At 61.4% G+C, this 21,604-nt stretch carries 23 protein-coding genes; 17 read left to right on the plus strand and 6 right to left on the minus strand.

From position 1 onward, the window contains the following. The first annotated feature begins 125 nt into the window (after positions 1-125). Genes rsxA through rsxC form a run of 3 tightly spaced genes read left to right on the plus strand, consistent with a single transcriptional unit; the run spans position 126 to position 3,698 of the window. Entirely contained in the window at positions 126-707 is a 582-nt protein-coding gene (gene rsxA / locus AWX27_RS02070; RefSeq protein ID WP_004938443.1) for an electron transport complex subunit RsxA, read from the plus strand. Next, complete coding sequence (gene rsxB / locus AWX27_RS02075; protein ID WP_004938428.1) at positions 707-1,279, plus strand: electron transport complex subunit RsxB; 573 nt, start codon at positions 707-709, stop codon at positions 1,277-1,279. Before rsxA ends, rsxB begins: the two co-directional genes overlap by 1 nt. Next, positions 1,272-3,698: an electron transport complex subunit RsxC gene (rsxC, locus tag AWX27_RS02080; protein WP_060419142.1), complete on the plus strand. Its 2,427-nt coding sequence runs from the start codon at positions 1,272-1,274 to the stop codon at positions 3,696-3,698. The genes rsxB and rsxC overlap by 8 nt, the downstream gene beginning before the upstream one ends. A gap of 34 nt (positions 3,699-3,732) precedes the next feature. On the opposite strand, the gene AWX27_RS02085 is transcribed toward rsxC, so the two are convergent. Then, entirely contained in the window at positions 3,733-4,626 is an 894-nt protein-coding gene (locus AWX27_RS02085) for a helix-turn-helix domain-containing protein (RefSeq protein WP_060419143.1), read from the minus strand. Positions 4,627-4,990: 364 nt separating this feature from the next. Between AWX27_RS02085 and rsxD the strand changes: the two genes are divergently transcribed. The 5 genes from rsxD (at position 4,991) to dtpA (ending at position 10,170) form a co-directional block, all read left to right on the plus strand. Continuing rightward, entirely contained in the window at positions 4,991-6,076 is a 1,086-nt protein-coding gene (rsxD, locus tag AWX27_RS02090; RefSeq protein ID WP_048233608.1) for an electron transport complex subunit RsxD, read from the plus strand. A gap of 9 nt (positions 6,077-6,085) precedes the next feature. Further along, the gene (gene rsxG, locus AWX27_RS02095; RefSeq protein WP_033652583.1) at positions 6,086-6,715 is read left to right on the plus strand and encodes an electron transport complex subunit RsxG; all 630 of its coding nucleotides are present in this window, start codon (positions 6,086-6,088) and stop codon (positions 6,713-6,715) included. After that, positions 6,712-7,410 (plus strand): electron transport complex subunit E, encoded by a 699-nt coding sequence (locus AWX27_RS02100; protein ID WP_038873082.1) that lies wholly within the window; start codon positions 6,712-6,714, stop codon positions 7,408-7,410. Before rsxG ends, AWX27_RS02100 begins: the two co-directional genes overlap by 4 nt. After that, positions 7,410-8,051 carry an endonuclease III gene (nth, locus tag AWX27_RS02105; RefSeq protein ID WP_019455952.1) on the plus strand — a complete coding sequence of 214 codons (642 nt, stop codon included), beginning with the start codon at positions 7,410-7,412 and terminating at the stop codon, positions 8,049-8,051. Before AWX27_RS02100 ends, nth begins: the two co-directional genes overlap by 1 nt. A 604-nt stretch (positions 8,052-8,655) precedes the next feature. After that, complete coding sequence (dtpA, locus tag AWX27_RS02110) at positions 8,656-10,170, plus strand: dipeptide/tripeptide permease DtpA (RefSeq protein WP_038873079.1); 1,515 nt, start codon at positions 8,656-8,658, stop codon at positions 10,168-10,170. A 76-nt stretch (positions 10,171-10,246) separates the two neighbouring features. On the opposite strand, the gene AWX27_RS02115 is transcribed toward dtpA, so the two are convergent. Together AWX27_RS02115 and AWX27_RS02120 are read right to left on the minus strand one after the other, a co-directional pair. Continuing rightward, on the minus strand, positions 10,247-12,340 hold the full coding sequence (locus tag AWX27_RS02115) for a prolyl oligopeptidase family serine peptidase (protein ID WP_060419145.1): 2,094 nt from the start codon (positions 12,338-12,340) through the stop codon (positions 10,247-10,249). Between the two features lie 194 nt (positions 12,341-12,534). Next, entirely contained in the window at positions 12,535-13,098 is a 564-nt protein-coding gene (locus AWX27_RS02120; RefSeq protein WP_060419147.1) for a helix-turn-helix domain-containing protein, read from the minus strand. A 115-nt stretch (positions 13,099-13,213) separates the two neighbouring features. Here AWX27_RS02120 and AWX27_RS02125 point away from each other — a divergent pair, with 115 nt between their 5' ends. The 3 genes from AWX27_RS02125 to AWX27_RS02135 all read left to right on the plus strand — a co-directional run bounded on the left by AWX27_RS02125 (position 13,214) and on the right by AWX27_RS02135 (position 15,681). Beyond that, positions 13,214-14,401, plus strand: a complete 1,188-nt coding sequence (locus AWX27_RS02125) for a benzoate/H(+) symporter BenE family transporter (protein WP_060419149.1) — start codon at positions 13,214-13,216, stop codon at positions 14,399-14,401. Between the two features lie 86 nt (positions 14,402-14,487). Further along, on the plus strand, positions 14,488-15,153 hold the full coding sequence (locus tag AWX27_RS02130; protein WP_060419152.1) for an O-methyltransferase: 666 nt from the start codon (positions 14,488-14,490) through the stop codon (positions 15,151-15,153). A gap of 24 nt (positions 15,154-15,177) precedes the next feature. Further along, the gene (locus AWX27_RS02135; RefSeq protein ID WP_048233594.1) at positions 15,178-15,681 is read left to right on the plus strand and encodes a cupin domain-containing protein; all 504 of its coding nucleotides are present in this window, start codon (positions 15,178-15,180) and stop codon (positions 15,679-15,681) included. Here AWX27_RS02135 and AWX27_RS02140 read toward each other — a convergent pair. After that, complete coding sequence (locus AWX27_RS02140) at positions 15,646-16,500, minus strand: aminoglycoside phosphotransferase family protein (RefSeq protein WP_060419154.1); 855 nt, start codon at positions 16,498-16,500, stop codon at positions 15,646-15,648. The two genes, AWX27_RS02135 and AWX27_RS02140, sit on opposite strands and share 36 nt — an antisense overlap. 182 nt (positions 16,501-16,682) lie before the next feature. On the opposite strand from AWX27_RS02140, the gene AWX27_RS02145 reads away from it, so the two are divergent. Next, the gene (locus tag AWX27_RS02145; RefSeq protein WP_038874872.1) at positions 16,683-17,063 is read left to right on the plus strand and encodes a RidA family protein; all 381 of its coding nucleotides are present in this window, start codon (positions 16,683-16,685) and stop codon (positions 17,061-17,063) included. A 7-nt stretch (positions 17,064-17,070) separates the two neighbouring features. Here AWX27_RS02145 and AWX27_RS02150 read toward each other — a convergent pair whose 3' ends face one another. Continuing rightward, positions 17,071-17,451, minus strand: coding sequence for a nuclear transport factor 2 family protein (locus AWX27_RS02150; protein ID WP_038874851.1), 381 nt, complete (start codon positions 17,449-17,451; stop codon positions 17,071-17,073). A gap of 276 nt (positions 17,452-17,727) precedes the next feature. Between AWX27_RS02150 and AWX27_RS02155 the strand changes: the two genes are divergently transcribed. Further along, positions 17,728-17,997, plus strand: coding sequence for a hypothetical protein (locus AWX27_RS02155; protein ID WP_004938382.1), 270 nt, complete (start codon positions 17,728-17,730; stop codon positions 17,995-17,997). Here the strand turns inward: AWX27_RS02155 and AWX27_RS02160 are convergent. After that, positions 17,994-18,386, minus strand: a complete 393-nt coding sequence (locus tag AWX27_RS02160) for a nuclear transport factor 2 family protein (protein ID WP_004938379.1) — start codon at positions 18,384-18,386, stop codon at positions 17,994-17,996. The genes AWX27_RS02155 and AWX27_RS02160 overlap by 4 nt on opposite strands. Before the next feature lie 201 nt (positions 18,387-18,587). On the opposite strand from AWX27_RS02160, the gene AWX27_RS02165 reads away from it, so the two are divergent. The 4 genes from AWX27_RS02165 to gstA all read left to right on the plus strand — a co-directional run bounded on the left by AWX27_RS02165 (position 18,588) and on the right by gstA (position 21,586). Next, positions 18,588-19,283 (plus strand): HD domain-containing protein, encoded by a 696-nt coding sequence (locus AWX27_RS02165; protein WP_050596009.1) that lies wholly within the window; start codon positions 18,588-18,590, stop codon positions 19,281-19,283. A gap of 95 nt (positions 19,284-19,378) precedes the next feature. Then, positions 19,379-19,642 (plus strand): YjbD family protein, encoded by a 264-nt coding sequence (locus AWX27_RS02170; RefSeq protein WP_004938373.1) that lies wholly within the window; start codon positions 19,379-19,381, stop codon positions 19,640-19,642. A gap of 361 nt (positions 19,643-20,003) precedes the next feature. Further along, on the plus strand, positions 20,004-20,888 hold the full coding sequence (dapA, locus tag AWX27_RS02175) for a 4-hydroxy-tetrahydrodipicolinate synthase (protein WP_049273328.1): 885 nt from the start codon (positions 20,004-20,006) through the stop codon (positions 20,886-20,888). Between the two features lie 92 nt (positions 20,889-20,980). Then, positions 20,981-21,586, plus strand: coding sequence for a glutathione transferase GstA (gene gstA, locus AWX27_RS02180; RefSeq protein ID WP_038874842.1), 606 nt, complete (start codon positions 20,981-20,983; stop codon positions 21,584-21,586). The last annotated feature ends 18 nt before the right edge of the window (positions 21,587-21,604 follow it).

Below are 21,604 nucleotides of genomic sequence, written 5' to 3' on the forward strand. Positions count from 1 at the left end.
AGCACGTTTTATTGGGTGATTTGTGTAAATTTTCACCAAAAAAGGCAATACCCCTGCGATTCATATGTTGTCGTCCGGCCGCCGATTTCCGATAATAGGCGGCTTTTATTTTTTTAGGCATCGCAATGACCGAATACCTGCTCCTGTTTGTCGGCACCGTACTGGTGAACAACTTCGTTCTGGTGAAGTTTCTTGGCCTGTGCCCGTTCCTCGGCGTTTCCAAGAAGCTGGAAAGCGCCATCGGCATGGGAATGGCCACCACCTTCGTTATGACGCTGGCCTCCGTCAGCGCCTGGGTGATCAACACCTTTATTCTGGTTCCGCTGGATCTGGTGTACCTGCGCACGCTCTCCTTCATTCTGGTGATCGCCGTCGTCGTGCAGTTCACCGAGATGGTGGTGCGCAAAACCAGCCCGGCGCTCTACCGCCTGCTGGGCATCTTCCTGCCGCTGATCACCACCAACTGCGCGGTGCTGGGTGTGGCGTTGCTTAACGTTAACCTCGGCTACAACTTCCTGCAGTCCGCCGTTTACGGCTTCAGCGCCGCCGCCGGTTTCTCGCTGGTCATGGTGCTGTTCGCCGCCATTCGCGAACGCCTGGCGGTCGCCGACGTGCCGGCGCCGTTCCGCGGCTCCTCGATCGCGCTGATCACCGCCGGGCTGATGTCGCTGGCCTTTATGGGCTTTACCGGGCTGGTGAAATTCTAATGACTGCGTTGTGGATAGCTATCGCGGCTTTAAGCGCGCTCGGCCTGCTGTTCGGACTGGTGCTGGGCTACGCCGCGCGCCGTTTTGAGGTGGAAGAGGATCCGGTCGCCGAGCAGGTCGACGCGATCCTGCCGCAAAGCCAGTGCGGCCAGTGCGGCTACCCCGGTTGCCGCCCCTACGCCGAGGCAGTGGCCAACGGCGAGATGATCAACAAATGCGCGCCGGGCGGCGAACAGGTGATGCTGAAGCTGGCGGAGCTGCTCAACGTCGAGCCGCAGCCGCTGGGCAGCGAAGCCGCCGCCGAGCCGGAGCGTAAGGTGGCCTATATCGACGAGGCCAACTGTATCGGCTGCACCAAGTGCATTCAGGCCTGCCCGGTGGACGCCATCGTCGGCGCCACCCGCGCCATGCACACCGTCATCACCGACCTCTGCACCGGCTGCGATCTGTGCGTCGCCCCTTGCCCTACCGACTGTATTGAAATGAGACCGGTCGCCACCACCACCGCCAACTGGAAGTGGGACATGAAGACGATCCCGGTGCAAGTGATCCACGTGGAGCAACATGCTTAATCTGTTCGCCGCCTTTAAAAAAGACCGGATCTGGGATTTCGACGGCGGGATCCATCCACCGGAAATGAAAACGCAGTCCAGCGGTGCGCCGCTGCGTGTCGCTCCCCTGCCCAAGACCTTTATCATTCCGCTGCAGCAGCATCTGGGGCCGGAAGGCGAGCTGTGCGTCAACGCCGGCGATCGGGTGTTGAAAGGCCAGCCGCTGACCGTCGGCCGTGGCCGCACCGTGCCGGTACACGCCCCAACCTCGGGCACCGTCAGCGCCATCACGCCGCACATCACCGCTCACCCTTCCGGGCTGACGGAACTGTGCGTGATTATCGAGGCGGATGGGGAAGACCGCTGGTGCGAGCGCGATCCGGTGGCGGACTACCGCCAGACGCCTGCCGCAGAGCTGATTCAACGTATTCATCAGGCCGGCATCGCCGGTCTGGGCGGCGCCGGTTTCCCGACCGCCAGCAAACTGCAGGGCGGCATGAGCGGCGTGGAAACGCTGATCCTCAACGCCGCCGAGTGCGAGCCTTACATTACCGCCGACGACCGCCTGATGCAGGAACATGCCGACCAGATCATCGAAGGCACGCAGATCCTGCAACACATTCTGCAGCCCAAGGTCACGCTGATCGGCATCGAAGACAATAAACCGGAGGCGATCGCGGCGCTGAAGCAGGCGCTGCGCGGCCAGTCCGGCATTGGGCTGCGCGTTATCCCCACCAAATACCCGTCCGGCGGCGCCAAGCAGTTGACCAAGATCCTGACCGGCAAGGAAGTGCCGCACGGCAAGCACTCCTCCGCCATCGGCGTACTGATGCAGAACGTCGGCACCGCCTTCGCCATCAAACGAGCGATCGTCGACGGCGAACCGCTGATTGAGCGCGTGGTGACCCTGACCGGCGAGGCTATCGAGCGCCCGGGCAACCTGTGGGCGCGCATCGGCACGCCGGTGCAGCACCTGCTCGACTTCGCCGGTTTCCGCCCGCAGGCGCAGCAGATGGTAGTCATGGGCGGCCCGCTGATGGGCTTCACCCTGCCCGCGCTGAATGTGCCGATCGTCAAGATCAGCAACTGCATTCTGGCGCCGACGGTCGATGAAATGACGCCGCAGGAGCCAGAGCAGTCCTGCATCCGCTGTGGCCTGTGCGTAGACGCATGCCCTGCCGGGCTGCTGCCGCAGCAGCTGTACTGGTTCAGCCGCGGACAAGAGCACGACAAGGCGCGCAACCATAACCTGTTCGACTGCATCGAATGCGGCGCCTGCGCGTTCGTCTGCCCCAGCAACATCCCGCTGGTGCAGTACTACCGTCAGGAAAAGGCCGAGATCAAGGCTATCGATCTGGAGGCGGCGCGCACCGCCGAGGCCAAGGCGCGTTACGAAGCCAAACTGGCCCGTCTGGAACGCGAGAAGCTGGCGCGCGAAGAGCGGCACAAAAAAGCCGCCGTCAAACTGACCGACGACGATCAGGGCGCGGTGCAGGCCGCGTTGGCGCGCGTGCGCAGCAAAAATGCCGAAGCGGCGGTCACGCCGGTCGACGGCCAGCAGCCGGATAACAGCGAGATGATCGCCGCCCGCGAAGCGCGTAAAGCGCAGGCGCGCGAACGCCGAGCCCAGTTGGCGGCCGAAGCAGAGCAAGCCTCACCGGCCGTTTCCGGCGACGACGCGCGCAAAGCCGCCGTGGCCGCAGCGCTGGCCCGTGTGAAAGCACGCAAAGAAGCGCCGGCCGCAGATGGCACTGCTCCTGCCGTAACAGAGGACGATCCGCGTAAGGCGGCGGTCGCTGCCGCCCTGGCGCGCGTCAAAGCCAAAAAAGCAGAGCAGCAGGCGGACGTTCCTGCTCCAGCGGAAACGACGCCGGCAACCACTGAGGAAGACCCGCGCAAGGCCGCGGTCGCTGCCGCTCTGGCGCGTGTAAAGGCCAAGAAAGCGGCACAGCAGGCGGACGTTCCTGCTCCAGCGGAAACGACGCCGGCAACCGCCGAGGAAGACCCGCGCAAGGCGGCGGTGGCAGCGGCTATCGCGCGCGCCAAAGCCAAGAAAGCGGCGCAGCAGGCGGACGCCCCTGCATCGGCGGAAACGGCGCCGGCAACCGCCGAGGAAGATCCGCGCAAGGCGGCGGTGGCAGCGGCTATCGCGCGCGCTAAAGCCAAGAAAGCGGCGCAGCAGGCGGACGCCCCTGCACCGGCGGAAACGACGCCGACAACCACTGAGGAAGACCCGCGTAAAGCGGCGGTGGCGGCGGCTATCGCCCGCGCCAAAGCCAAGAAAGCGGCGCAGCAGGCGGACGCCCCTGCACCGGCGGAAACGGCACCGGCGACCGCCGAGGAAGATCCGCGAAAGGCGGCGGTGGCAGCGGCTATCGCCCGCGCCAAAGCGAAGAAAGCCGCCAGAGAATCGCTGGCGGCCGCAACGGAAGAAAAATGATCGATAGCGGCGCCGGGCCTACGCCGGGTGCCGTTTAATCGATAGAGATCAGGTAGGTGTAATCCACCTCAATCTGACGCAGTTTAGATTCCGGATTCCACTCTTTGGTCTGAATGATCTCCATTTCCATACTGCCGCGCACCTCATCCTTCAGCCCTGGCATCACATGCGACATCAGGTAACCGAAAAACTGCAGACACTCTTTCGCCGTGCCCTTATGGTTGATGGAGATAAACTCGCGGCTCGGCAAATGGAAGGTGTCTATCTGATGGTTGGAAAGAATATCCTTTTTGTGTTCAGGATCGACCGCCATCACCAGCGTGGATGACAGCTCGTCGCCTTCCCCGGCCTGGGGGGAATAGATGCTGTAAATCCGCCGGCAGTCGACGTGCAGCCCCTTGAAGAAGTCGTTGAAAATCTCGTCCTTCATCGCCATGCAGGAAGAGTACTCCAGCTCCTGCTCGGAGGCGAAATCCAGCCGGCGCGTGAAGCCGACCAGCTGCATCTCGGGCAGCGTCAGCCGCTTCACCTCCGGATAATAACCGGCGCCGTAGCTGGCTTCGAAGTTAAAGCGTGGCATCAGGTTTTTCACATCCCAGTGCTCCATCGCGCGGTAGCGATTGGGGGTGATGTTGAAGCGCTGCTTGAACATGCGGGTAAAGGTCTGCTGCGAGTCGAAGCCCAGCTCATCGGAAATGTCGATGATCGAGCGACGGGTGATGCGCAGCGCCACCGCGGCGCGCGTCAGGATGCGCGAACGGATATAGGTGGCGAGTTGAATGCCGGTAATACGCTTGAATTTACGCTGCAGATGCCACTTGGAATAGCCCGAAATACGCGCGACTTCATCCAGGTTTGGCCGCTTCTCCAGATGTATCTCCACCCACTCAATTAGCTCTTCAATAAAAAAAATGTCTTCATTTGTCATTATTATGGATTCACTAACTCAATAATGTCGCGATAGTAACCTACACAGATTATGTGAAAGTTGTTATTTTGTGCGAAAACTTGGAGAAAAATCATATCTCATTCATACGGTTACCCGGTTTTTTGCGGTCGCTAGCGGCACAAGTTCCACTGACAATTCCTCACGTTAGCCCATTTTCCGGCCAAAAAAAAATCAAATTGCATTGCCCCGATCGCCGCGAATGCGAAAAGCTGAATACCCCTATTATTAAGGCGTATTACCCTCGCATCGAATCAGGTAGAATGCTCGGCTATCATTTTTGCCGCGCCTTCAGAACGGCGCATCGAAACTGCCGCAGGCGCGGCGCAGAAGGTATCGTTACTCTATGAAGTTCAGGCCGGTATCACCCACAGCCGCCAAAGGCTTACACATCGCCAGCTCGCCTTTCACCCACAACCAGCAAAGCACCAGCCGCATCATGCTGTGGGTCATGTTGGCGTGCATTCCCGGCATCGCGGCACAGATTTGGTTCTTCGGCTACGGCGTATTGATTCAAGTGGCGCTGGCGGCGATCGTCGCGCTGGCGGCGGAAGGCGCGATCCTCAAGCTGCGCAAGCTGCCGGTGCGCAGCCGGCTGGCGGATAACTCCGCCCTGCTCACCGCGCTGCTGCTCGGCATCAGCCTGCCGCCGCTGGCCCCCTGGTGGATGATCGTCATCGGTACTTTCTTCGCCATCGTCATCGCCAAGCAGCTGTACGGCGGCCTCGGGCAGAACCCGTTCAACCCGGCAATGGTCGGTTACGTGGTGCTGCTGATCTCCTTCCCGGTACAGATGACCAGCTGGCTGCCGCCGGATGAGCTGCGCGCCACCGCGCTGTCGCTCCACGACACGCTGCTGGCCATTTTCAGCGGCCATACCTCGCAAGGCGCGACGCTGCACGAACTGCAGATGGGCGTGGACGGCATCAGCCAGGCCACGCCGCTCGACGGCTTCAAAACCGGCCTGCGCAGCGGCCACAGCGTGGAACAGGTGCTGCAGCAGCCGCTGTTTGGCGGCGCCCTGGCCGGCATCGGCTGGCAGTGGGTCAACCTCGGCTTCCTGGCCGGCGGCCTGTTTATGCTGGCGCGCCGCCTGATCCATTGGCAGATCCCTTTCAGCATGTTGGCCGCCATCGCCTTCTGTTCCGGCCTGGCCTGGTGGATCGATCCGGCGCATCAGGCTTCGCCGCTGATCCACCTGTTCTCCGGCGCCAGCATGCTGGGCGCGTTCTTTATCGCCACCGATCCGGTCAGCGCCTCTACTACGCCGAAGGGCCGTTTGATCTACGGAGCGCTGATCGGCGTGCTGGTGTGGCTGATCCGCGTCTATGGCGGCTACCCTGACGGCGTAGCCTTCGCCGTGCTGCTCGCCAACATCACCGTCCCGTTAATCGACCACTACACGCAGCCGCGCGTGTACGGCCATCGCTAAGGAGCCGCCATGCTGAATTCCATGAGAAAGCACGGCACCACGCTGGCGGTGTTCGCGGCGGTCACCACCGGCCTGACCGCCGTGGTCTACGCCCTGACGAAAACCACCATCGCCCATCAGGCGGCGCTGCAACAAAAAGCGCTGCTCGATCAGGTGGTGCCGCCGGAAAACTACGACAACGTCATGCAGAACGAATGCTTCCTGGTCAGCGACCCGGCGCTGGGCGACGGCGCGCCGCACCGCTTGTACCTGGCGCGCAAAAACGGGCAGCCGACCGCCGCCGCGCTGGAAACCACCGCGCCGGACGGCTACTCCGGCGCCATCAAGCTGCTGGTCGGCGCCGATTTCAACGGCACGGTGCTCGGCACCCGAGTCATTGAGCACCACGAAACCCCGGGGCTGGGGGACAAAATCGAACTGCGCATTTCCGACTGGATTTCCTTCTTCAGCGGCAAGAAAATCGAAGGCCCGGACGATAAGCGCTGGGCGGTGAAGAAAGACGGCGGCATGTTCGACCAGTTCACCGGCGCCACCATCACCCCGCGAGCGGTGGTCAATGCGGTACGCCGCACGGCGTTGTATATGGAAACGCTGCCGCCTAAACTTGAAAGCTTACCTGCGTGTGGAGCCAGCGAATGAGTGAAGCCAAAGAATTGATCGTCCAGGGGCTGTGGAAAAACAACTCCGCCCTGGTGCAGCTGCTGGGCATGTGTCCGCTGCTGGCGGTGACCTCCACCGTCACCAATGCGCTCGGCCTGGGGCTGGCTACCACGCTGGTGCTGACGCTGACCAACGCCTCCATCTCCGCGGTGCGCCGCTGGGTGCCGAGCGAGGTGCGCATTCCTATCTACGTGATGATCATCGCCGCCGTGGTGAGCATCGTGCAGATGCTGATCAACGCCTATGCCTTCGGCCTGTATCAGTCGCTCGGCATCTTTATTCCGTTGATCGTGACCAACTGCATCGTGGTGGGCCGCGCCGAAGCGGTGGCCGCCAAGAAGCCGGTCGGCCTCTCGGCGCTGGACGGCATGGCCATCGGCCTCGGCGCTACCGGCGTGATGGTGACGCTGGGCTCAATGCGCGAACTGTTGGGCAACGGCACGCTGTTCGACGGCGCCGATCAGTTGCTGGGCGGCTGGGCCAAGTCGCTGCGCATCGAAGTGGTGCATTTCGACAGCCCCTTCCTGCTGGCGATGCTGCCGCCGGGCGCCTTTATCGGCCTGGGGCTGCTGCTGGCGGTCAAATATCTGATCGACGAAAAAATGAAGGCGCGCAAAGCCCGCGCCGTGGCGGTGGAACCGCTGCTGGAACAAGGACGTGCTGAGAAGGCCTGATGAACAAGCAGAAGCGACTCGAAATTCTGACCCGGCTGCGCGACAACAATCCGCACCCGACCACCGAGCTGGTGTATACCACGCCGTTTGAACTGCTGATTGCGGTGCTGCTGTCTGCGCAAGCCACCGACGTGAGCGTCAACAAGGCGACCGCCAAGCTTTATCCGGTCGCCAACACTCCCGCCGCCATGCTGGCGCTGGGGGTTGATGGCGTCAAGGAGTACATCAAGACCATCGGCCTGTTCAACAGCAAGGCCGAAAACGTGATCAAAACCTGCCGCATGCTGCTGGAGCTGCACGGTGGCGAAGTGCCGGAAGACCGTGCCGCGCTGGAAGCGTTGCCCGGCGTCGGCCGCAAGACCGCCAACGTGGTGCTCAACACCGCCTTCGGCTGGGCGACCATCGCCGTCGACACCCATATCTTCCGGGTGTGCAATCGCACCCACTTCGCGCCGGGCAAGAACGTCGATCAGGTGGAAGAGAAGCTGTTGAAGGTGGTGCCCGCCGAATTCAAGGTCGATTGCCACCACTGGCTGATCCTGCACGGCCGCTATACCTGCATCGCGCGCAAACCGCGCTGCGGCTCCTGCATTATCGAAGACCTGTGCGAGTATAAAGAAAAGGTTTATCCGGAATCCTGAGTTTGTGGGGTGCGGCAAACCGTACCCCACCGCGTTCTTTCCCCCGCCAACGCCTCTTTTTTATCGGAAATGTGATATCGCGCAGCAGTAACCCCGGCGTTATCGCGGTTTTCAGTGAAAAACTCAGTGCCGTGTTATTTTCAAGCGAAAAATTAGTCGAAAATTGCGGTGAACGTCACGCTTTCGGGATCACAAGGCGTTCACAAATGCCAGTCCCGTTTTCCTAAATTTCTATAATTTTACAAAACGCGCCATATACACAACATTCCAACGGATTAATAACCGTACATACACTGATGCGCTAAGAAATAGCAATTCAGCAGAATATATCCCTGTTTAAAATCCGTATAGCTTTTAATCAAAACAAAAAATCGGCAAACCATTAAAACCCGAAAGTTAATACTGCATAACATTTGCAACATCGCAGCATAATCCTGTGGGCGTTAAATGTAACCAAATATGACAAACTGCTTGCCACGTTGACAAAGATAGTGAACATTAACCGCCGTCCCCATCCTATAACAACGCAAAAGGATGCCGTTCCGCATCAACTTTTGTACTTTCCCGTCCTCCAAAGACGGGCTGTGAAAAAACAGAGGTACCAGTGTCAACAGCAAACAACCAACACCCGGAGAGCGTTAGCCTTAACGCGTTCAAACAACCGAAAGCGTTCTATCTGATCTTCTCGATCGAACTGTGGGAGCGTTTCGGCTATTACGGCCTGCAAGGCATCATGGCGGTTTATCTGGTCAAGATGCTCGGCATGAGCGAAGCCGACTCCATCACCCTGTTCTCTTCCTTCAGCGCCTTGGTATACGGCTTCGTCGCCATCGGCGGCTGGCTGGGCGACAAGGTGCTGGGCGCCAAACGCGTGATCGTGCTCGGCGCGCTGGTGCTGGCCGCCGGTTACGCCATGGTGGCCTACTCCGGCCACGACATCTTCTGGGTCTACATGGGTATGGCGACCATCGCCGTGGGCAGCGGCCTGTTCAAGGCCAACCCATCCTCCCTGCTGTCCACCTGCTATGAGAAAGACGATCCGCGTATCGACGGCGCCTTCACCATGTACTACATGTCGGTGAACATCGGTTCCTTCTTCTCCATGCTGGCGACTCCGTGGCTGGCGGCAAAATACGGCTGGAGCGTGGCGTTCTCCCTGAGCGTGGTCGGCATGCTGATCACCCTGGTCAACTTTATGATGTGCCACAAGTGGGTGAAGGAAAACGGTTCCAAGCCTGACTTCAAGCCGCTGCATCTGCCGAAACTGCTGATGGTGCTGGTCGGCATCGTGGCGCTGATCGCCGTGTCCAGCTGGCTGCTGCACAACCAGGTGATCGCGCGCTGGGCGCTGGCCCTGGTTTCCGCCGGCATCGTATTGGTGTTCGCCAAGGAAACCTTCGCCCTGCACGGCGCCGCACGCCGCAAGATGATCGTCGCCTTCCTGCTGATGCTGGAAGCGGTGGTGTTCTTCGTGCTGTACAGCCAGATGCCAACCTCGCTGAACTTCTTCGCCATCCATAACGTGGAACACAGCATCTTCGGCGTTGCCTTCGAGCCGGAGCAGTATCAGGCGCTGAACCCGTTCTGGATCATGCTCGCCAGCCCGATTCTGGCCGCGCTGTATAACAAAATGGGCGATCGCCTGCCGATGCCGCACAAGTTCGCTTTCGGCATGATCCTGTGTTCCTGCGCCTTCCTGGTGCTGCCATGGGGCGCCAGCTTCGCCAACGAACAGGGCATCGTGTCGGTCAACTGGCTGATCCTGAGCTACGCGCTGCAGAGCATCGGCGAGCTGATGATTTCCGGCCTGGGTCTGGCGATGGTGGCACAGCTGGTGCCGCAGCGTCTGATGGGCTTCATCATGGGCTCCTGGTTCCTGACCACCGCCGCCGCCGCGCTGATCGCCGGTAAGGTTGCCGGTCTGACCGCCGTCCCGAGCGACATCAACGACGCGCACGCTTCGCTGGCCATCTACAGCCATGTGTTTATGCAGATCGGCATCGTCACCGCCGTCATCGCTATCCTGATGATGCTGACCGCGCCGAAGCTGTACCGCATGACGCTGGACACCACCGAAGACGCCAATCAGAAAGCGCAGGAAGCCACCGCGGCTCGCTGATCGCCGGCAGATTGAACGTAAATAAAAACACCGGGGTTAACGCCCCGGTGTTTTTTTATGCCTGCAAGAAAAAGGCTTACGCTGACTTGGGCTTGCCGCTCAGGTTGGCCCACATGAATTCGCTTACCAGCGCGCTGTGGAACGCCGCCTGTTGCTTGTCGGCGGCGGCGCTGTGCCCGCCTTCGGTATTTTCATAGAAATAGGCCTGCTGATACCCCATCGCCTGCATGCGCGCAGCCATTTTGCGGGCGTGGGCCGGGTTGACCCGATCGTCGCTGGTCGCGGTATAGAACAGCACCGGCGGATAGGCCGTCTGCGCCTGAATATTGTGGTACGGCGAGAAGGTCTTGATGTAGGCCCACTCCTCCGGCTTGCTCGGGTCACCGTATTCGGCGATCCACGACGCGCCGGCGGAAAGCTGGGTATAACGCTGCATGTCCAGCAGCGGCACTTCGCAGACGATGCAGCCGAACAGCTGCGGATACAGCGTCAGCATATTGCCCACCAACAGGCCGCCGTTGCTGCCGCCGCGCGCCCCCAGATGCGGCGCCGAGGTCACCTTGCGTGCGATGAGATCTTCGGCCACGGCGGCAAAATCCTCGTAGGCGCGATGGCGGTTCTGCTTGAGCGCCGCCTGGTGCCAGGCCGGGCCGTATTCGCCGCCGCCGCGGATATTGGCCACCACGTACACCCCGCCGCGCTCCAACCAGGCCGGCGCCTTGCCGCCGAGATAGCCCGGCAGCAGCGGCACTTCAAACCCCCCGTAGCCATACAGCAGCGTCGGCGTGCTGCCGTCCGGTTTGAGATCTTTGGCGGCAATCTGGAAATACGGCACGCGGGTACCGTCCTTGGAACGCGCAAAATGCTGGCTCACCTGGTAGCCTGACGCGTCAAAATCCTGCGGCGCCTGTTTCAGCAGCGTCGCCTCACCGCCGTCGAGATTGCCCATGTACAGCGAGGTCGGCTGCAGGAACCCGCTGACGGTCAGGAAATAGGCGTTGCTCTCTTCGTCGATGCCGCCGGCGGAAAGGGTGCTGATGGCGCCGGGGTTGCCCAGCGGGCGACGTTGCCAGCTGCCGCCCTGCGGCGTCAGCACTTCCAGCCGGTTGACCACGTTATCCATGATGCTGAGGATCAGATGATCGCGGGTGCCGCTGTAGCCGCTCAGCGCCTGCTCCGCCGTCGGGGTAAACAACAGCTGCAGCTCGCGCTTACCCGCCAGATAGTCATCGAAGTTGGCCGCCAGCAGCGCGCCGGACGGATAACGCTTGCCGCCCACCTCCCAGTCGCTGCTCGGTTTGATCAGCAGCCATTCCCGATGCGTGTCCAGCTCGGCGTCGGCCGGGATATCGATTTTTTTCTGCCGGCCGTCCTGCATCAGCAGGAAATAGTCGCGGCGATAGAAATCCACGCTGCGGCCGACGAAATCGCGCTCAAAGCCCGGCGTGCGATCGTGATAGGCGAAGACCGCCATATCCTCGGGCTGCGCTTCGTACAGCGTTTCGGCGGCGCTCAGCGGCGTGCCGCGCCGCCAGCGTTTGGCGATGCGCGCGTAACCGGACTGGGTCATCGATCCGGGGCCGAAATCGGTGGCGATGAACAGCGTGTCCCGATCGACCCAGGAGACCCGGCTTTTCGCCACCGGCACGTTGAAGCCGTCCTTGACGAAACGTTTGGCCACCAGATCGAATTCGCGGATTTCGGTGGCATCACCGCCGTCCGGCGACAGCTGCATCAGGCAATAGCGGTATTCCGGCGCCAGCGGTTGCGAGCCCTGATAGACCCAATCCTTGCCTTCCGCCTTGCCCAACGCATCGATATCCAGCACCGTCTCCCAGGCCGGTTTGGCCTTGCGGTACTCGTCCAGCGTGGTGCGCCGCAGCAGGCCGCGCGGGTTGGCCTGATCCTGCCAGAAGTTGTAATAGTACTCGCCGCGCTTGCTCACCCACGGGATTTGGGTGTCTTTATTGAGGATATCCAACACCTCGCGTTCAATGCGCTGAAAGTCTTCGCCCTGGCCGAAACGCGCCACGGTGCGCTGATTTTCCTGCTGCACCCATTGCAGCGCTTTTTTACCCTGCAGCTCTTCCAGCCACAGGAAGTCATCGCCGGCGGCCGCGCCGCCTTCCGCCGCCATCGCCAGGCGGATACTGTTGGGTAATGAAGTCATCGCGAATACGGCTCCTGCGGTTTGCGCACTGAGTTTAATGAACTGACGTCGATTGGTGACCGGCAAAATCAAGCTCCTTTTGAGTCGGCTGCAACGCCGCCCCGTCGTGGGCGACAGCCTGTGAAATAAGAGTCATTTTCAACAAGGTAGGCGTTTGGCGGCGCGGAGTCAAAGCCCACGGCCGCCGCGTTGAGTCAGGATTGAGGATAGTGGATCAGATCGTGAATACGCACCGTTTGTGAACTGGCGTTGCGGTAAGCGTGCGGCCGATCGGCCTGAAAGCGCATCGCCTCGCCGGCGGCCAGGCTGTGCCATTCGCCGTCTATCGCCAACTCCAACCGGCCGCTGATCACGATGACATGCTCGATCACGCCCGGCTCATGGGGCGACGACTCGCTGAGCGCGCCCGGTGCAAGATCGATGACGAACATATCGAAACCCAGCTGGCGATCGTAGGGAAACAGCGGCACCACGCGCATATCGGCGTTGTCCTGATCGTACACCGGCAGCTCGCCGTAGCGATGCAGCGTCGCCTGCTGCTGCGCGGGCGAGGCCTCAAGGAAGGCGGAAAACGCCACGTTGAAACCGGTGGCGATCTTCCACAGCGTCGCCACCGTCGGGCTGGACTCGCCGCGTTCAATCTGCCCGAGCATCGCCTTGCTGACGCCGGTGTATTCCGCCGCCTGCGTCAGGCTCCAGCCGCGCTGCGCGCGCAGCGTGCGAAGGGTGTGTGCCAAATGGCCGGCAAGTTCCTGCATCCAGTTCTCCTCTGCGTGTCGAGCCCGATTATACCCGCTTGTGCGCTATAGCGCACGGTGCTATGCTGATTTCTCAACGTGCGTTATAACGCACAACCACCGATTGGAGCCACTCATGCGCCCAGCCCTCTCCCTGCGCCATCTGACCCTGCCCGCCGTCATGGCCGGCTTTGTCGCCGTTCTGGTGGGTTACACCAGCTCCGCCGCGATCATTTTTCAGGCCGCCGCCGCTGCAGGCGCCACGCCGGCGCAGATCGGCGGCTGGCTGAGCACGCTGGGGATCGCGATGGGCATCACCTCGCTCGGACTCTCGCTTTACTACCGTACCCCGATCCTCACCGCCTGGTCGACGCCCGGTGCGGCACTGCTGGTCACCAGCCTGCCCGGCACGCCGATCAACGAGGCGATCGGCGTGTTTATCTTCGCTTCCGGTCTGATCCTGCTGTGCGGCGTCACCGGGCTGTTCGCCCGCCTGATGGACTACATTCCGCAGGCGATTTCCGCCGCGATGCTGGCGGGGATCCTGCTGCGTTTCGGCCTGGACGCCTTCGCTTCGCTGCAGCTCAATTTCCCTATGAGCGCCGGCATGGGGCTGGCCTATCTGCTCAGCCGCCGTTATCAACCGCGCTACGCCATCGTGCTAACGCTGGCGGCCGGGCTGGCGATCGCCGCGCTGCAGGGCAATATCCAGCTGACGCAGCATGCGCCGGCGTTCGCCATGCCGGAATTTATCGCGCCGCACTTCAGCTGGCCGACGCTGCTGGGCATCGGCGTACCCTTCTTCGTGGTGACCATGGCTTCGCAGAACGCTCCCGGCATCGCCACGCTGCAGGCGGCGGGCTACCGCGTGCCTACGTCACCGCTGATCGCCTGGACGGCGCTGACCGCGTTGCTGCTGGCGCCGTTCGGCGGCTTCTCGGTGTGCATCGCCGCGATCACCGGCGCCATCTGCATGGGGCCGGACGTGCATCCCGATCCGCAGCGACGCTATATGGGCGCGGTGGCCGCCGGCGGTTTCTACCTGCTGGCCGGGCTGTTCGGCGGCGCCATCGGCCTGCTGTTCAGCGCGTTGCCGGTCGCCCTGATCCACACCATCGCCGGGCTGGCGCTGCTCGGCACCATCGGCGGCAGCCTGCAGCGCGCGCTGCATGATGAGAAACAGCGCGACGCGGCGCTGATCGCCTTCCTCATCACCGCCTCCGGCGTCACGCTGCTCGGCATCGGTTCGGCCTTCTGGGGCATTGTCGGCGGCGCCATCGCCCATCTGCTGCTGTCGCTGCCGCGGCGAGAAACGGCAGCATAAGATGCCAAACGCACGCCGTGCATTGACAAGCTCGGCGGCGACGCCTTCACTTGGTGGGCACACTGCGTTTCCCGCACGAGGCCCGCATGAAAGAAAAGGAACAATGGTCCCAGGTCGATCGCTATATCGCAGACAGCCTGGTAGAACAAGATGATGCCCTGCTGCAGGCGCTGGCGACCAACGCTGCCGCCGGGCTGCCGGCGCATGATGTGGCGCCGAATCAGGGCAAACTGCTGCAGCTGTTCGCCCGCATGGTGAACGCCAAACGCATTTTGGAAATCGGCACGTTGGGCGGCTACAGCACCATCTGGCTGGCGCGCGCGCTACCGGCGGATGGCAAATTGATCACGCTGGAAGCGGATGAAAGCCACGCCGCCATCGCCCGCCGGAATATCACTCGCGCCGGTCTCGACGGCCTGGTTGAGCTGCGCGTCGGCCCCGCCATGACTCACCTGCCGACGCTGCACACCCTGGCCCCCTTTGATCTCATCTTCATCGACGCCGACAAACCCAGCAACCCCGATTACCTGCGTTGGGCGCTTAAACTCGCGCGCCCGGGCACGGTGATTATCGGTGACAACGTGGTGCGCGATGGCGCAGTCACCGACGCCGCCAGTACGGACGCCCGTGTACAAGGCGTACGCGAGTTCTTCACGATGATGGCGCAGGAACCCCGTTTGACCGCCACCGCCTTGCAAACCGTGGGCAGCAAGGGCTGGGACGGATTTTCTCTGGCTATCGTCAATTTTTAAGTGACAACGTCACCAAGGAAGCCTATGACTGAGAAAGCCGCGCTGTTAGCTCAGCGCTTGATACGCAATGTCGAACGGGTAGATAAGCAACACGATCGGCGACCGCCGCTGTATGACAGCGTCGGCGCTCGCCTCGGCACCGGCACCGCCGCCGACAAGCTGGGCGCCTCCTTCGATTGCGTGGCGCCGGGCATGCGTTCCTGCCCCTACCATTTTCACTACGCTCAGGAGGAAATGTTCATCATTCTGGAAGGCAGCGGTACGCTGCGGGTGGCCGGAGAAATGCTGCCGATCGTCAGCGGGGATGTCATCTTCATTCCGCCGGGCCCGGAATACCCGCACCAGATCATCAACACCTCCGATGCGCCGCTGAAGTACCTGTCCGTCAGCACGCGCGAGCAGCCGGAGCTGGTGATGTACCCGGATTCCGGCAAATACCAGGCGATGGCGCGCAGCGCAGACGGCGAGCAGGTACGCTACCTGCAGCGCCCTTCAACCTCGCTCGATTACTGGCAGGATGAACCCTGAATCGCCGTCCGGCAGCGGGAGATCCAATGCGCGCGCCGCCAGCTCTGCCACGCGGAAGTCGATATCCGCCGCCTGCCCGTCTTCCATAAACCAGGCGGCGGAGAGCCCCGACCAGGCCAGGATCCATTGCAGCAAGCGCCGGCGCTCCAGCCCGGCCAAGCGGCAGACCTGTTCCACGCGCCGCTGGAAAATGGCCGGGTCGGTGGCGATGCCGTAGTTGGGATTACAGAAGATATTGGCGTAATCGAAGCCCCGTTCGCCGTACAAGCGCTTGGGATCGATCGCCAGCCAGCCGCGTTCGCCGAAGTCCAGCACGTTGTCATGGTGTATATCGCCGTGCAGCACGCTTTCTTCTCGCGGGCTGCTCAGCAGCTCCGCCGCCGTCGTGGCGCTGAGACGCAGCATGCCGCCGTGCGCCTGCGCCGCCGGCCATAGCGAGCTGAACCACTCCTGCAACGGGATCAGCTCGGGCAACGGTGCGGCACGCGGCGCATGCAACGCGGCGATCGCCCGACAAAGGATCTGCGTGGCCTGCTCATCGTCGCCGTCACGCACCAGCTGCGCCAGCGAACCTTCACCCTGCGCGCGCTCCAGCAGAATACCGTCGTCGTGCCACGCCAGCACCTGCGCGGCGCCTTCCCCGCGCCACCAGCACATCAGCTGGCCGCCGAAGCGCTCTTCCTGCTCGCGGGCGATCTTCAACATAGCCGCCTCGCCCCGGTAACGCACCGGCATCAGCAGGCTGCTGTGGGTTTCGAAGGCTTTGCCGTCCTGTTCCAGTTGCCAGCGTTGCAGGTAGGGAGTAAAAAGCGGGTTCATCGTCTCATGCGTCCTTGTGGCCGATCTGCGCCGCACTGTCACATTCGCGTGAGAGACGACGTATAAAATAAAGAGGGATGATACTCTCAGATATCATCGGTGTGCGGCGTCTGGCCGCCGCTTCCTCAGTATCCTAACCAAGTTTGTCGATTTTATTAACCGGTCTTGCGCGGGGTTTGATCATGACATCATTAAAACGCACGAATTATCCGCAGTTGCCTACGCCGGGCGGCCCCTATGTGCATGCGGTGCGCCACGGCGATCGCCTGTACGTGTCGGGATTGACGGCCTTCGCCACCGACGCGCAAGGCTTGAGCGCGCCGGAACAGACGCAGGAGATCCTCGAACAGCTGGCGACCATCGCCGCCAGCGAAGGCGTGAATCTCAAGGCATTGATTAAAATCAGCGTGTTCCTGACCGACATTGCCGATCTGGCGGGCGTGCGCCCGGTGCTGTTTGACTATTTCGATGGCGCGCTGCCGGCCTGTTCATTGGTGGCGGTCAGCGCGTTGTTCTCACCGCAGGTGTGCGTAGAGATAGAGGCGGTGATGGCGTTGCAATAATGCGCGGCTAGAGCGCGCCTTCATCCGGCACGCAGGGGCCGATCTTGAACCAGGCTTTGGCGATCTGCCCCTGTTCCACTTCGTAGATGGCGATGACATCCATTTTGCCGCGCCCCTGCGGGAAGTTGCGCGTCACCACTTCCTGATCGACCACCATGTTCCCCACCGCCATACGTTTTATCCGTTCGCCGTACAGACTCGGCTCCTGGAAACGCACCAGATGCCGTTCGCGGATCGCCGCCTTACCGCTGGCCAGCAGCGTGTCGGGATGCTCGTAATACTGCGCGTCGTCCGCCCAGCAGGCCATGAAGGCATCGATGTCGCGGGCGTTATAGGCGTCAAGCTGTTGTTGAACCACATCCTGCGGGCGTGCCGTTTTATCGTTCATCACATCCTCCTGCCGAAGTTAACCGCCGCATGTATCGAACCCATCACGTTAACCGCCCAGTGCTGCAGCTTGATGACACGGCGAGAATTGAATAAAAACCCAAAAATAGCGAATAAATAACCTACCACGCCCAATGGACAATTCAAGCACCCGCACACAAATTTTCTGCGCCGCGCCAGGGGCGGTGAAAACCGCATGGCACCGTGCGTTAATCTTTGCGACGGTGAGGGAAATTCTGTTAATTTAGCGTGAACAGCCTGATGATAACGAAATGCTATGCAGCAAAAGCCGGTGTTGGACGAAGCCAGACAGTTAAAGCGACTCAACGCCGCCACGCGGCGTCAATCCCATATGTATAAATGGATCGCGCTGATTGCGGCGCTGGATGCGCTGCTGGTGTTTTGGTATGACCGGGATATGCGCAACGTCACCTTCTCGGGAGCGGTTGCGCTGGTGTGCGGCTATCTGTGGATCCGCGATCGCAACAAGGCCCGGGGTTACCGGCGCGAGTTCGACCGCAAATTCGGCAAGCGCAGCGGCGATTAAGGCTGCATCGCTTCCAGCACTTTAGCGCTGTCGACAATCTGCACGAACTTCACGATTTTGCCGGCGCGCAGCGTATAAATATGCGCAAAAGAGGCGCTGAAGGATTTGCCGGTGGCCCGGTAGGTGCCGTGATAAAAACCTTGCGCGATCACATTGTCGCCGGCGTCGTAAAAGTGGTCGACATCGGCGCGGTAGCCTTGCCATTCGCTGCCCAGGCGCTGATGCACGTTCTTGATGATATTTTCCGGGCCGATATAGGTACCGGCATAGGGGAAACCGGCGGCTTCGGTCCACTCGGCATCGGGGGCCAGCGCCGCCAGCAGATTACGGCCGTTTTCTTCGGAACTGCCTTCATAGGTTGCGCGCACTATCTCAAGAGGGGTTGGCATGTCTCTTCTCCAATGGCTGATGAGGATATTCCGGCCATCCCCGCGGACACAGGCTCTCACCAAGCGGAGACGGCGGAATGCGGCTATTCTAGGTTGCTTGTTTCGCTGCAAAAACCGCAGTTATGACAATAGTGGGTTGCACTTTAGTAAACAATAGCCGTTTTACTGTCATTCTCCCGGCATCCGGCGCGGCTATGCTGATTGACCGATTTCCCCCAACAGGAGCTGAACGTGTCTTTACCCTCGCTGACGCAAGAGCTGTTACAACCTTTCTCACCCTACCAGGCGCTGGCGCAAACATTGCTGCCGCTGACCCTCGAGTCGGACGACGGTTCGCATGACGTCGCGCACCTGCACCGGGTCTGGAAGAACTGCCGCCGAATCAGCAAGCTGGAAGGTGGCGACCGGCGCATTCTCTGCGCGGCGGTGCTGCTGCACGACGCCGTCGCGGTGGAAAAAAACTCGCCGCAGCGCCATCTGGCCTCGCGCATGGCGGCGGAGCAAGCCACGTTGACGCTGACCCGGCTGGAATGGGCACCGGCGGATATCGCGGCGGTGGCTCACGCCATCGAAGCGCACAGTTTTTCCGCCGGCATCCCCCCGCAAACGCTGGAGGCGAAGATCCTGCAGGATGCCGATCGCCTCGACGCCATCGGTCTTATCGGCGTGGCGCGCTGCTTCTATATCGGCGGCCGCATGCGCAGCGCGCTGTATGACGCCGCCGATCCGCGGGCCGAGCATCGTCAATATGACGACAAGCGTTTCAGCCTGGACCACTTCGAAACCAAGCTGTTCAAACTGCAAGATGGCTTCCAGACCGCTGCCGGGCGGCACATGGCCGAACTGCGCACCGAACGCATGCGGCGCTTTGTCGACGATCTGCTGGAAGAGGTGTAATGCCGGCTTACCGGGTATTTTCGTTATGCCCATAACATTTTCGGTCATATAACGCCGCTAAACTGTAAGTCAACTTCACCGAACGGGCGGCACAGATGAAAAAGTTGACGTTGAAAGAGATGACGGAAAGCGAACAGCGGGAAGTGAAAACCGAACTGGACAAAGCGCGCAAAAGCCATGGGCGGCCACTGACCAACGCCGAACAGCACAAGGTCAAAGATGAAGTGGTGGCGCGCATCATGGCCGCCAGAGCGAAGCTCGCCAAGGCGGAGCGCGCAGAACGCAAGGCCAACCGCTACCGGCCAAGCGGCGACACCTTCAGTTGGTCCGCCACCATCGGCTCCCGCCCGCCGCGCTGAGCCGGCCAAACCCTCCCCGCCGCTGCGGGGATTTTTATTTATTAGCCAAACTCATTCCCGCCGACGAATCATGAATAACAATGTTATCAATCTGTTGTAAATTGACAGCCTGATGAAGACTATTCATTATCACCCCACTTCCCCTTTTCGCGAGACCGCCATGGCCTACCCACGCAACGCTGACATTCTGATGACGCCCGCGTTGCCTATTGGCGGTTTGGCGGCGGTAAAATCGAAGAAACAGACGCTCATTTGACCGGGGCGAGCTGTCCCGTCGGATGAGCTGACTGGATGGCACGCAACGCCCCGCCTTCAATTTTCTCATCTGGCTTCTCTGTCGGTCACACAGAAGGAATATTTTATGGCCTCATTTTCGGGTATTTGGGTGGCGATGGTTACCCCTTTCAATCACGATGCCGTCGATCTGCCGGCGGTGAAACGCCTGGCGCGGCACCTGCTCGACGCCGGCATCGAGGGTCTGGTGGTCTGCGGCTCTACCGGTGAAGCCGCCGCGCTGAGCAAAGAAGAACAGCTGGCGGTGCTCGACGCCGTGCTGGACGTGGCGCCCGCCCATCAGGTGGTGATGGGCCTGTCCGGCAATAACATGGTCGCCACGCTGCAAATGCAGCAGGCTATTCAGCTGCGCGATATCGCCGGCGTGCTGATCCCGGCGCCTTACTACATCCGCCCTTCGCAATGCGGCCTGATCGACTATTTCACCCAGCTGGCCGACGCCTCAACCGTGCCGGTGATCCTGTACAACATTCCGCAACGCACCGGCATCGCCATGGAGCTGGCCACGCTGCGCCGGCTCGCACGCCACCCGCGCATCGCCGCCATCAAGGACTGCGGCGGCAACCCTGACGCCACCATGGCGCTGATCGCCGACGGCGAGATCGATGTGATGACCGGGGAAGACAATCTGATCCTCACCACGCTGTGTCTCGGCGGCACCGGCGCCATTTCCGCCGCGGCCCATGTTCACCCGGAACGCTTCGTTCAGCTGACGCAGCAGGTCGCCGCCGGCGATCTGGCCGCGGCGCGCAGCAACTTCTATGAGCTGCTGCCGATGATCCACCAGATGTTCAGCTTCCCCAATCCGGCGCCGGTCAAGACGGTGCTGGCCCAGCAGGGGCTTATCGCCAACGAGCTGCGCTCGCCGATGCAGGTGGCACCGCAGGCGCTGCAGCAGCAGATCGCCGCAACGCTGGCGCAGCTGCAGCCCGCCGAGGCGATCATCGGTTAAATTTGTTAGCTAAGCCGCTGTAATTTTGGCGCTATGGGACTACGATGAGAGGTTAAGCATGCCCGTCATTCGTCATCAACAAGGAGCTTCCGATGAAACTGTTCTATAAAGCCGGCGCCTGTTCGCTGTCCCCGCATATCGTGCTGCGTGAGGCAGGGCTGGATTTTACGGCGGAGAAGGTCGACCTGGCGCAGAAGAAAACCGAGAGCGGCGCCGATTACCTCACCATCAACCCCAAGGGACAGGTACCGGCGCTGCAGCTGGATGACGGCAGCCTGCTGACCGAGGGCGTGGCGATCGTGCAATACCTGGCGGATCGCGTGCCGGACCGCAACCTGATCCCGGCGGCGGGCACCCTGTCGCGCTACCACGCGATCGAATGGCTGAACTACATCGCCACCGAGCTGCACAAAGGATTCAGCCCGCTGTTCAACCCGAAAACGCCCGAGGAATATAAAACCATCGCGCGCGCCAAGCTGGAGCAGCAGTTCAGCTATCTGGATTCGGTGCTGGCGAAGCAGCATTTCCTGTTGGGAAGCCGTTTCAGCGTGGCTGACGCCTACCTGTTCACCGTGTTGCGTTGGGCGTTTGCCCTGCAGTTCGACGTGCGCAAGCACGCCCATCTGGCGGCCTGGTTCGATCGCGTTGCGGCGCGCCCGGCGGTAGATGCGGCGCTGAACGCCGAAGGATTGAAGTAAACATCGGGCCCCGGCGAC

The sequence above is a fragment of the Serratia sp. 2880STDY5682894 genome, from assembly GCF_001537385.1.
GTDB lineage: Bacteria > Pseudomonadota > Gammaproteobacteria > Enterobacterales > Enterobacteriaceae > Serratia > Serratia nevei.

Excerpts from the sequence above, each read along its gene's own strand:
- AWX27_RS02135 (WP_048233594.1), top strand. The coding sequence starts at position 15,178 with ATGACTGAGAAAGCCGCGCTGTTAGCTCAGCGCTTGATACGCAATGTC.
- rsxG (WP_033652583.1), top strand. The coding sequence starts at position 6,086 with ATGCTGAATTCCATGAGAAAGCACGGCACCACGCTGGCGGTGTTCGCG.
- AWX27_RS02115 (WP_060419145.1), bottom strand. The coding sequence starts at position 12,340 with ATGACTTCATTACCCAACAGTATCCGCCTGGCGATGGCGGCGGAAGGC.
- AWX27_RS02085 (WP_060419143.1), bottom strand. The coding sequence starts at position 4,626 with ATGACAAATGAAGACATTTTTTTTATTGAAGAGCTAATTGAGTGGGTG.
- gstA (WP_038874842.1), top strand. The coding sequence starts at position 20,981 with ATGAAACTGTTCTATAAAGCCGGCGCCTGTTCGCTGTCCCCGCATATC.
- AWX27_RS02145 (WP_038874872.1), top strand. The coding sequence starts at position 16,683 with ATGACATCATTAAAACGCACGAATTATCCGCAGTTGCCTACGCCGGGC.
- dapA (WP_049273328.1), top strand. The coding sequence starts at position 20,004 with ATGGCCTCATTTTCGGGTATTTGGGTGGCGATGGTTACCCCTTTCAAT.
- rsxC (WP_060419142.1), top strand. The coding sequence starts at position 1,272 with ATGCTTAATCTGTTCGCCGCCTTTAAAAAAGACCGGATCTGGGATTTC.
- AWX27_RS02140 (WP_060419154.1), bottom strand. The coding sequence starts at position 16,500 with ATGAACCCGCTTTTTACTCCCTACCTGCAACGCTGGCAACTGGAACAG.
- rsxB (WP_004938428.1), top strand. The coding sequence starts at position 707 with ATGACTGCGTTGTGGATAGCTATCGCGGCTTTAAGCGCGCTCGGCCTG.
- AWX27_RS02120 (WP_060419147.1), bottom strand. The coding sequence starts at position 13,098 with ATGCAGGAACTTGCCGGCCATTTGGCACACACCCTTCGCACGCTGCGC.
- AWX27_RS02130 (WP_060419152.1), top strand. The coding sequence starts at position 14,488 with ATGAAAGAAAAGGAACAATGGTCCCAGGTCGATCGCTATATCGCAGAC.
- AWX27_RS02160 (WP_004938379.1), bottom strand. The coding sequence starts at position 18,386 with ATGCCAACCCCTCTTGAGATAGTGCGCGCAACCTATGAAGGCAGTTCC.
- AWX27_RS02125 (WP_060419149.1), top strand. The coding sequence starts at position 13,214 with ATGCGCCCAGCCCTCTCCCTGCGCCATCTGACCCTGCCCGCCGTCATG.
- nth (WP_019455952.1), top strand. The coding sequence starts at position 7,410 with ATGAACAAGCAGAAGCGACTCGAAATTCTGACCCGGCTGCGCGACAAC.
- AWX27_RS02155 (WP_004938382.1), top strand. The coding sequence starts at position 17,728 with ATGCAGCAAAAGCCGGTGTTGGACGAAGCCAGACAGTTAAAGCGACTC.
- rsxD (WP_048233608.1), top strand. The coding sequence starts at position 4,991 with ATGAAGTTCAGGCCGGTATCACCCACAGCCGCCAAAGGCTTACACATC.
- AWX27_RS02150 (WP_038874851.1), bottom strand. The coding sequence starts at position 17,451 with ATGAACGATAAAACGGCACGCCCGCAGGATGTGGTTCAACAACAGCTT.
- AWX27_RS02100 (WP_038873082.1), top strand. The coding sequence starts at position 6,712 with ATGAGTGAAGCCAAAGAATTGATCGTCCAGGGGCTGTGGAAAAACAAC.
- rsxA (WP_004938443.1), top strand. The coding sequence starts at position 126 with ATGACCGAATACCTGCTCCTGTTTGTCGGCACCGTACTGGTGAACAAC.
- AWX27_RS02170 (WP_004938373.1), top strand. The coding sequence starts at position 19,379 with ATGAAAAAGTTGACGTTGAAAGAGATGACGGAAAGCGAACAGCGGGAA.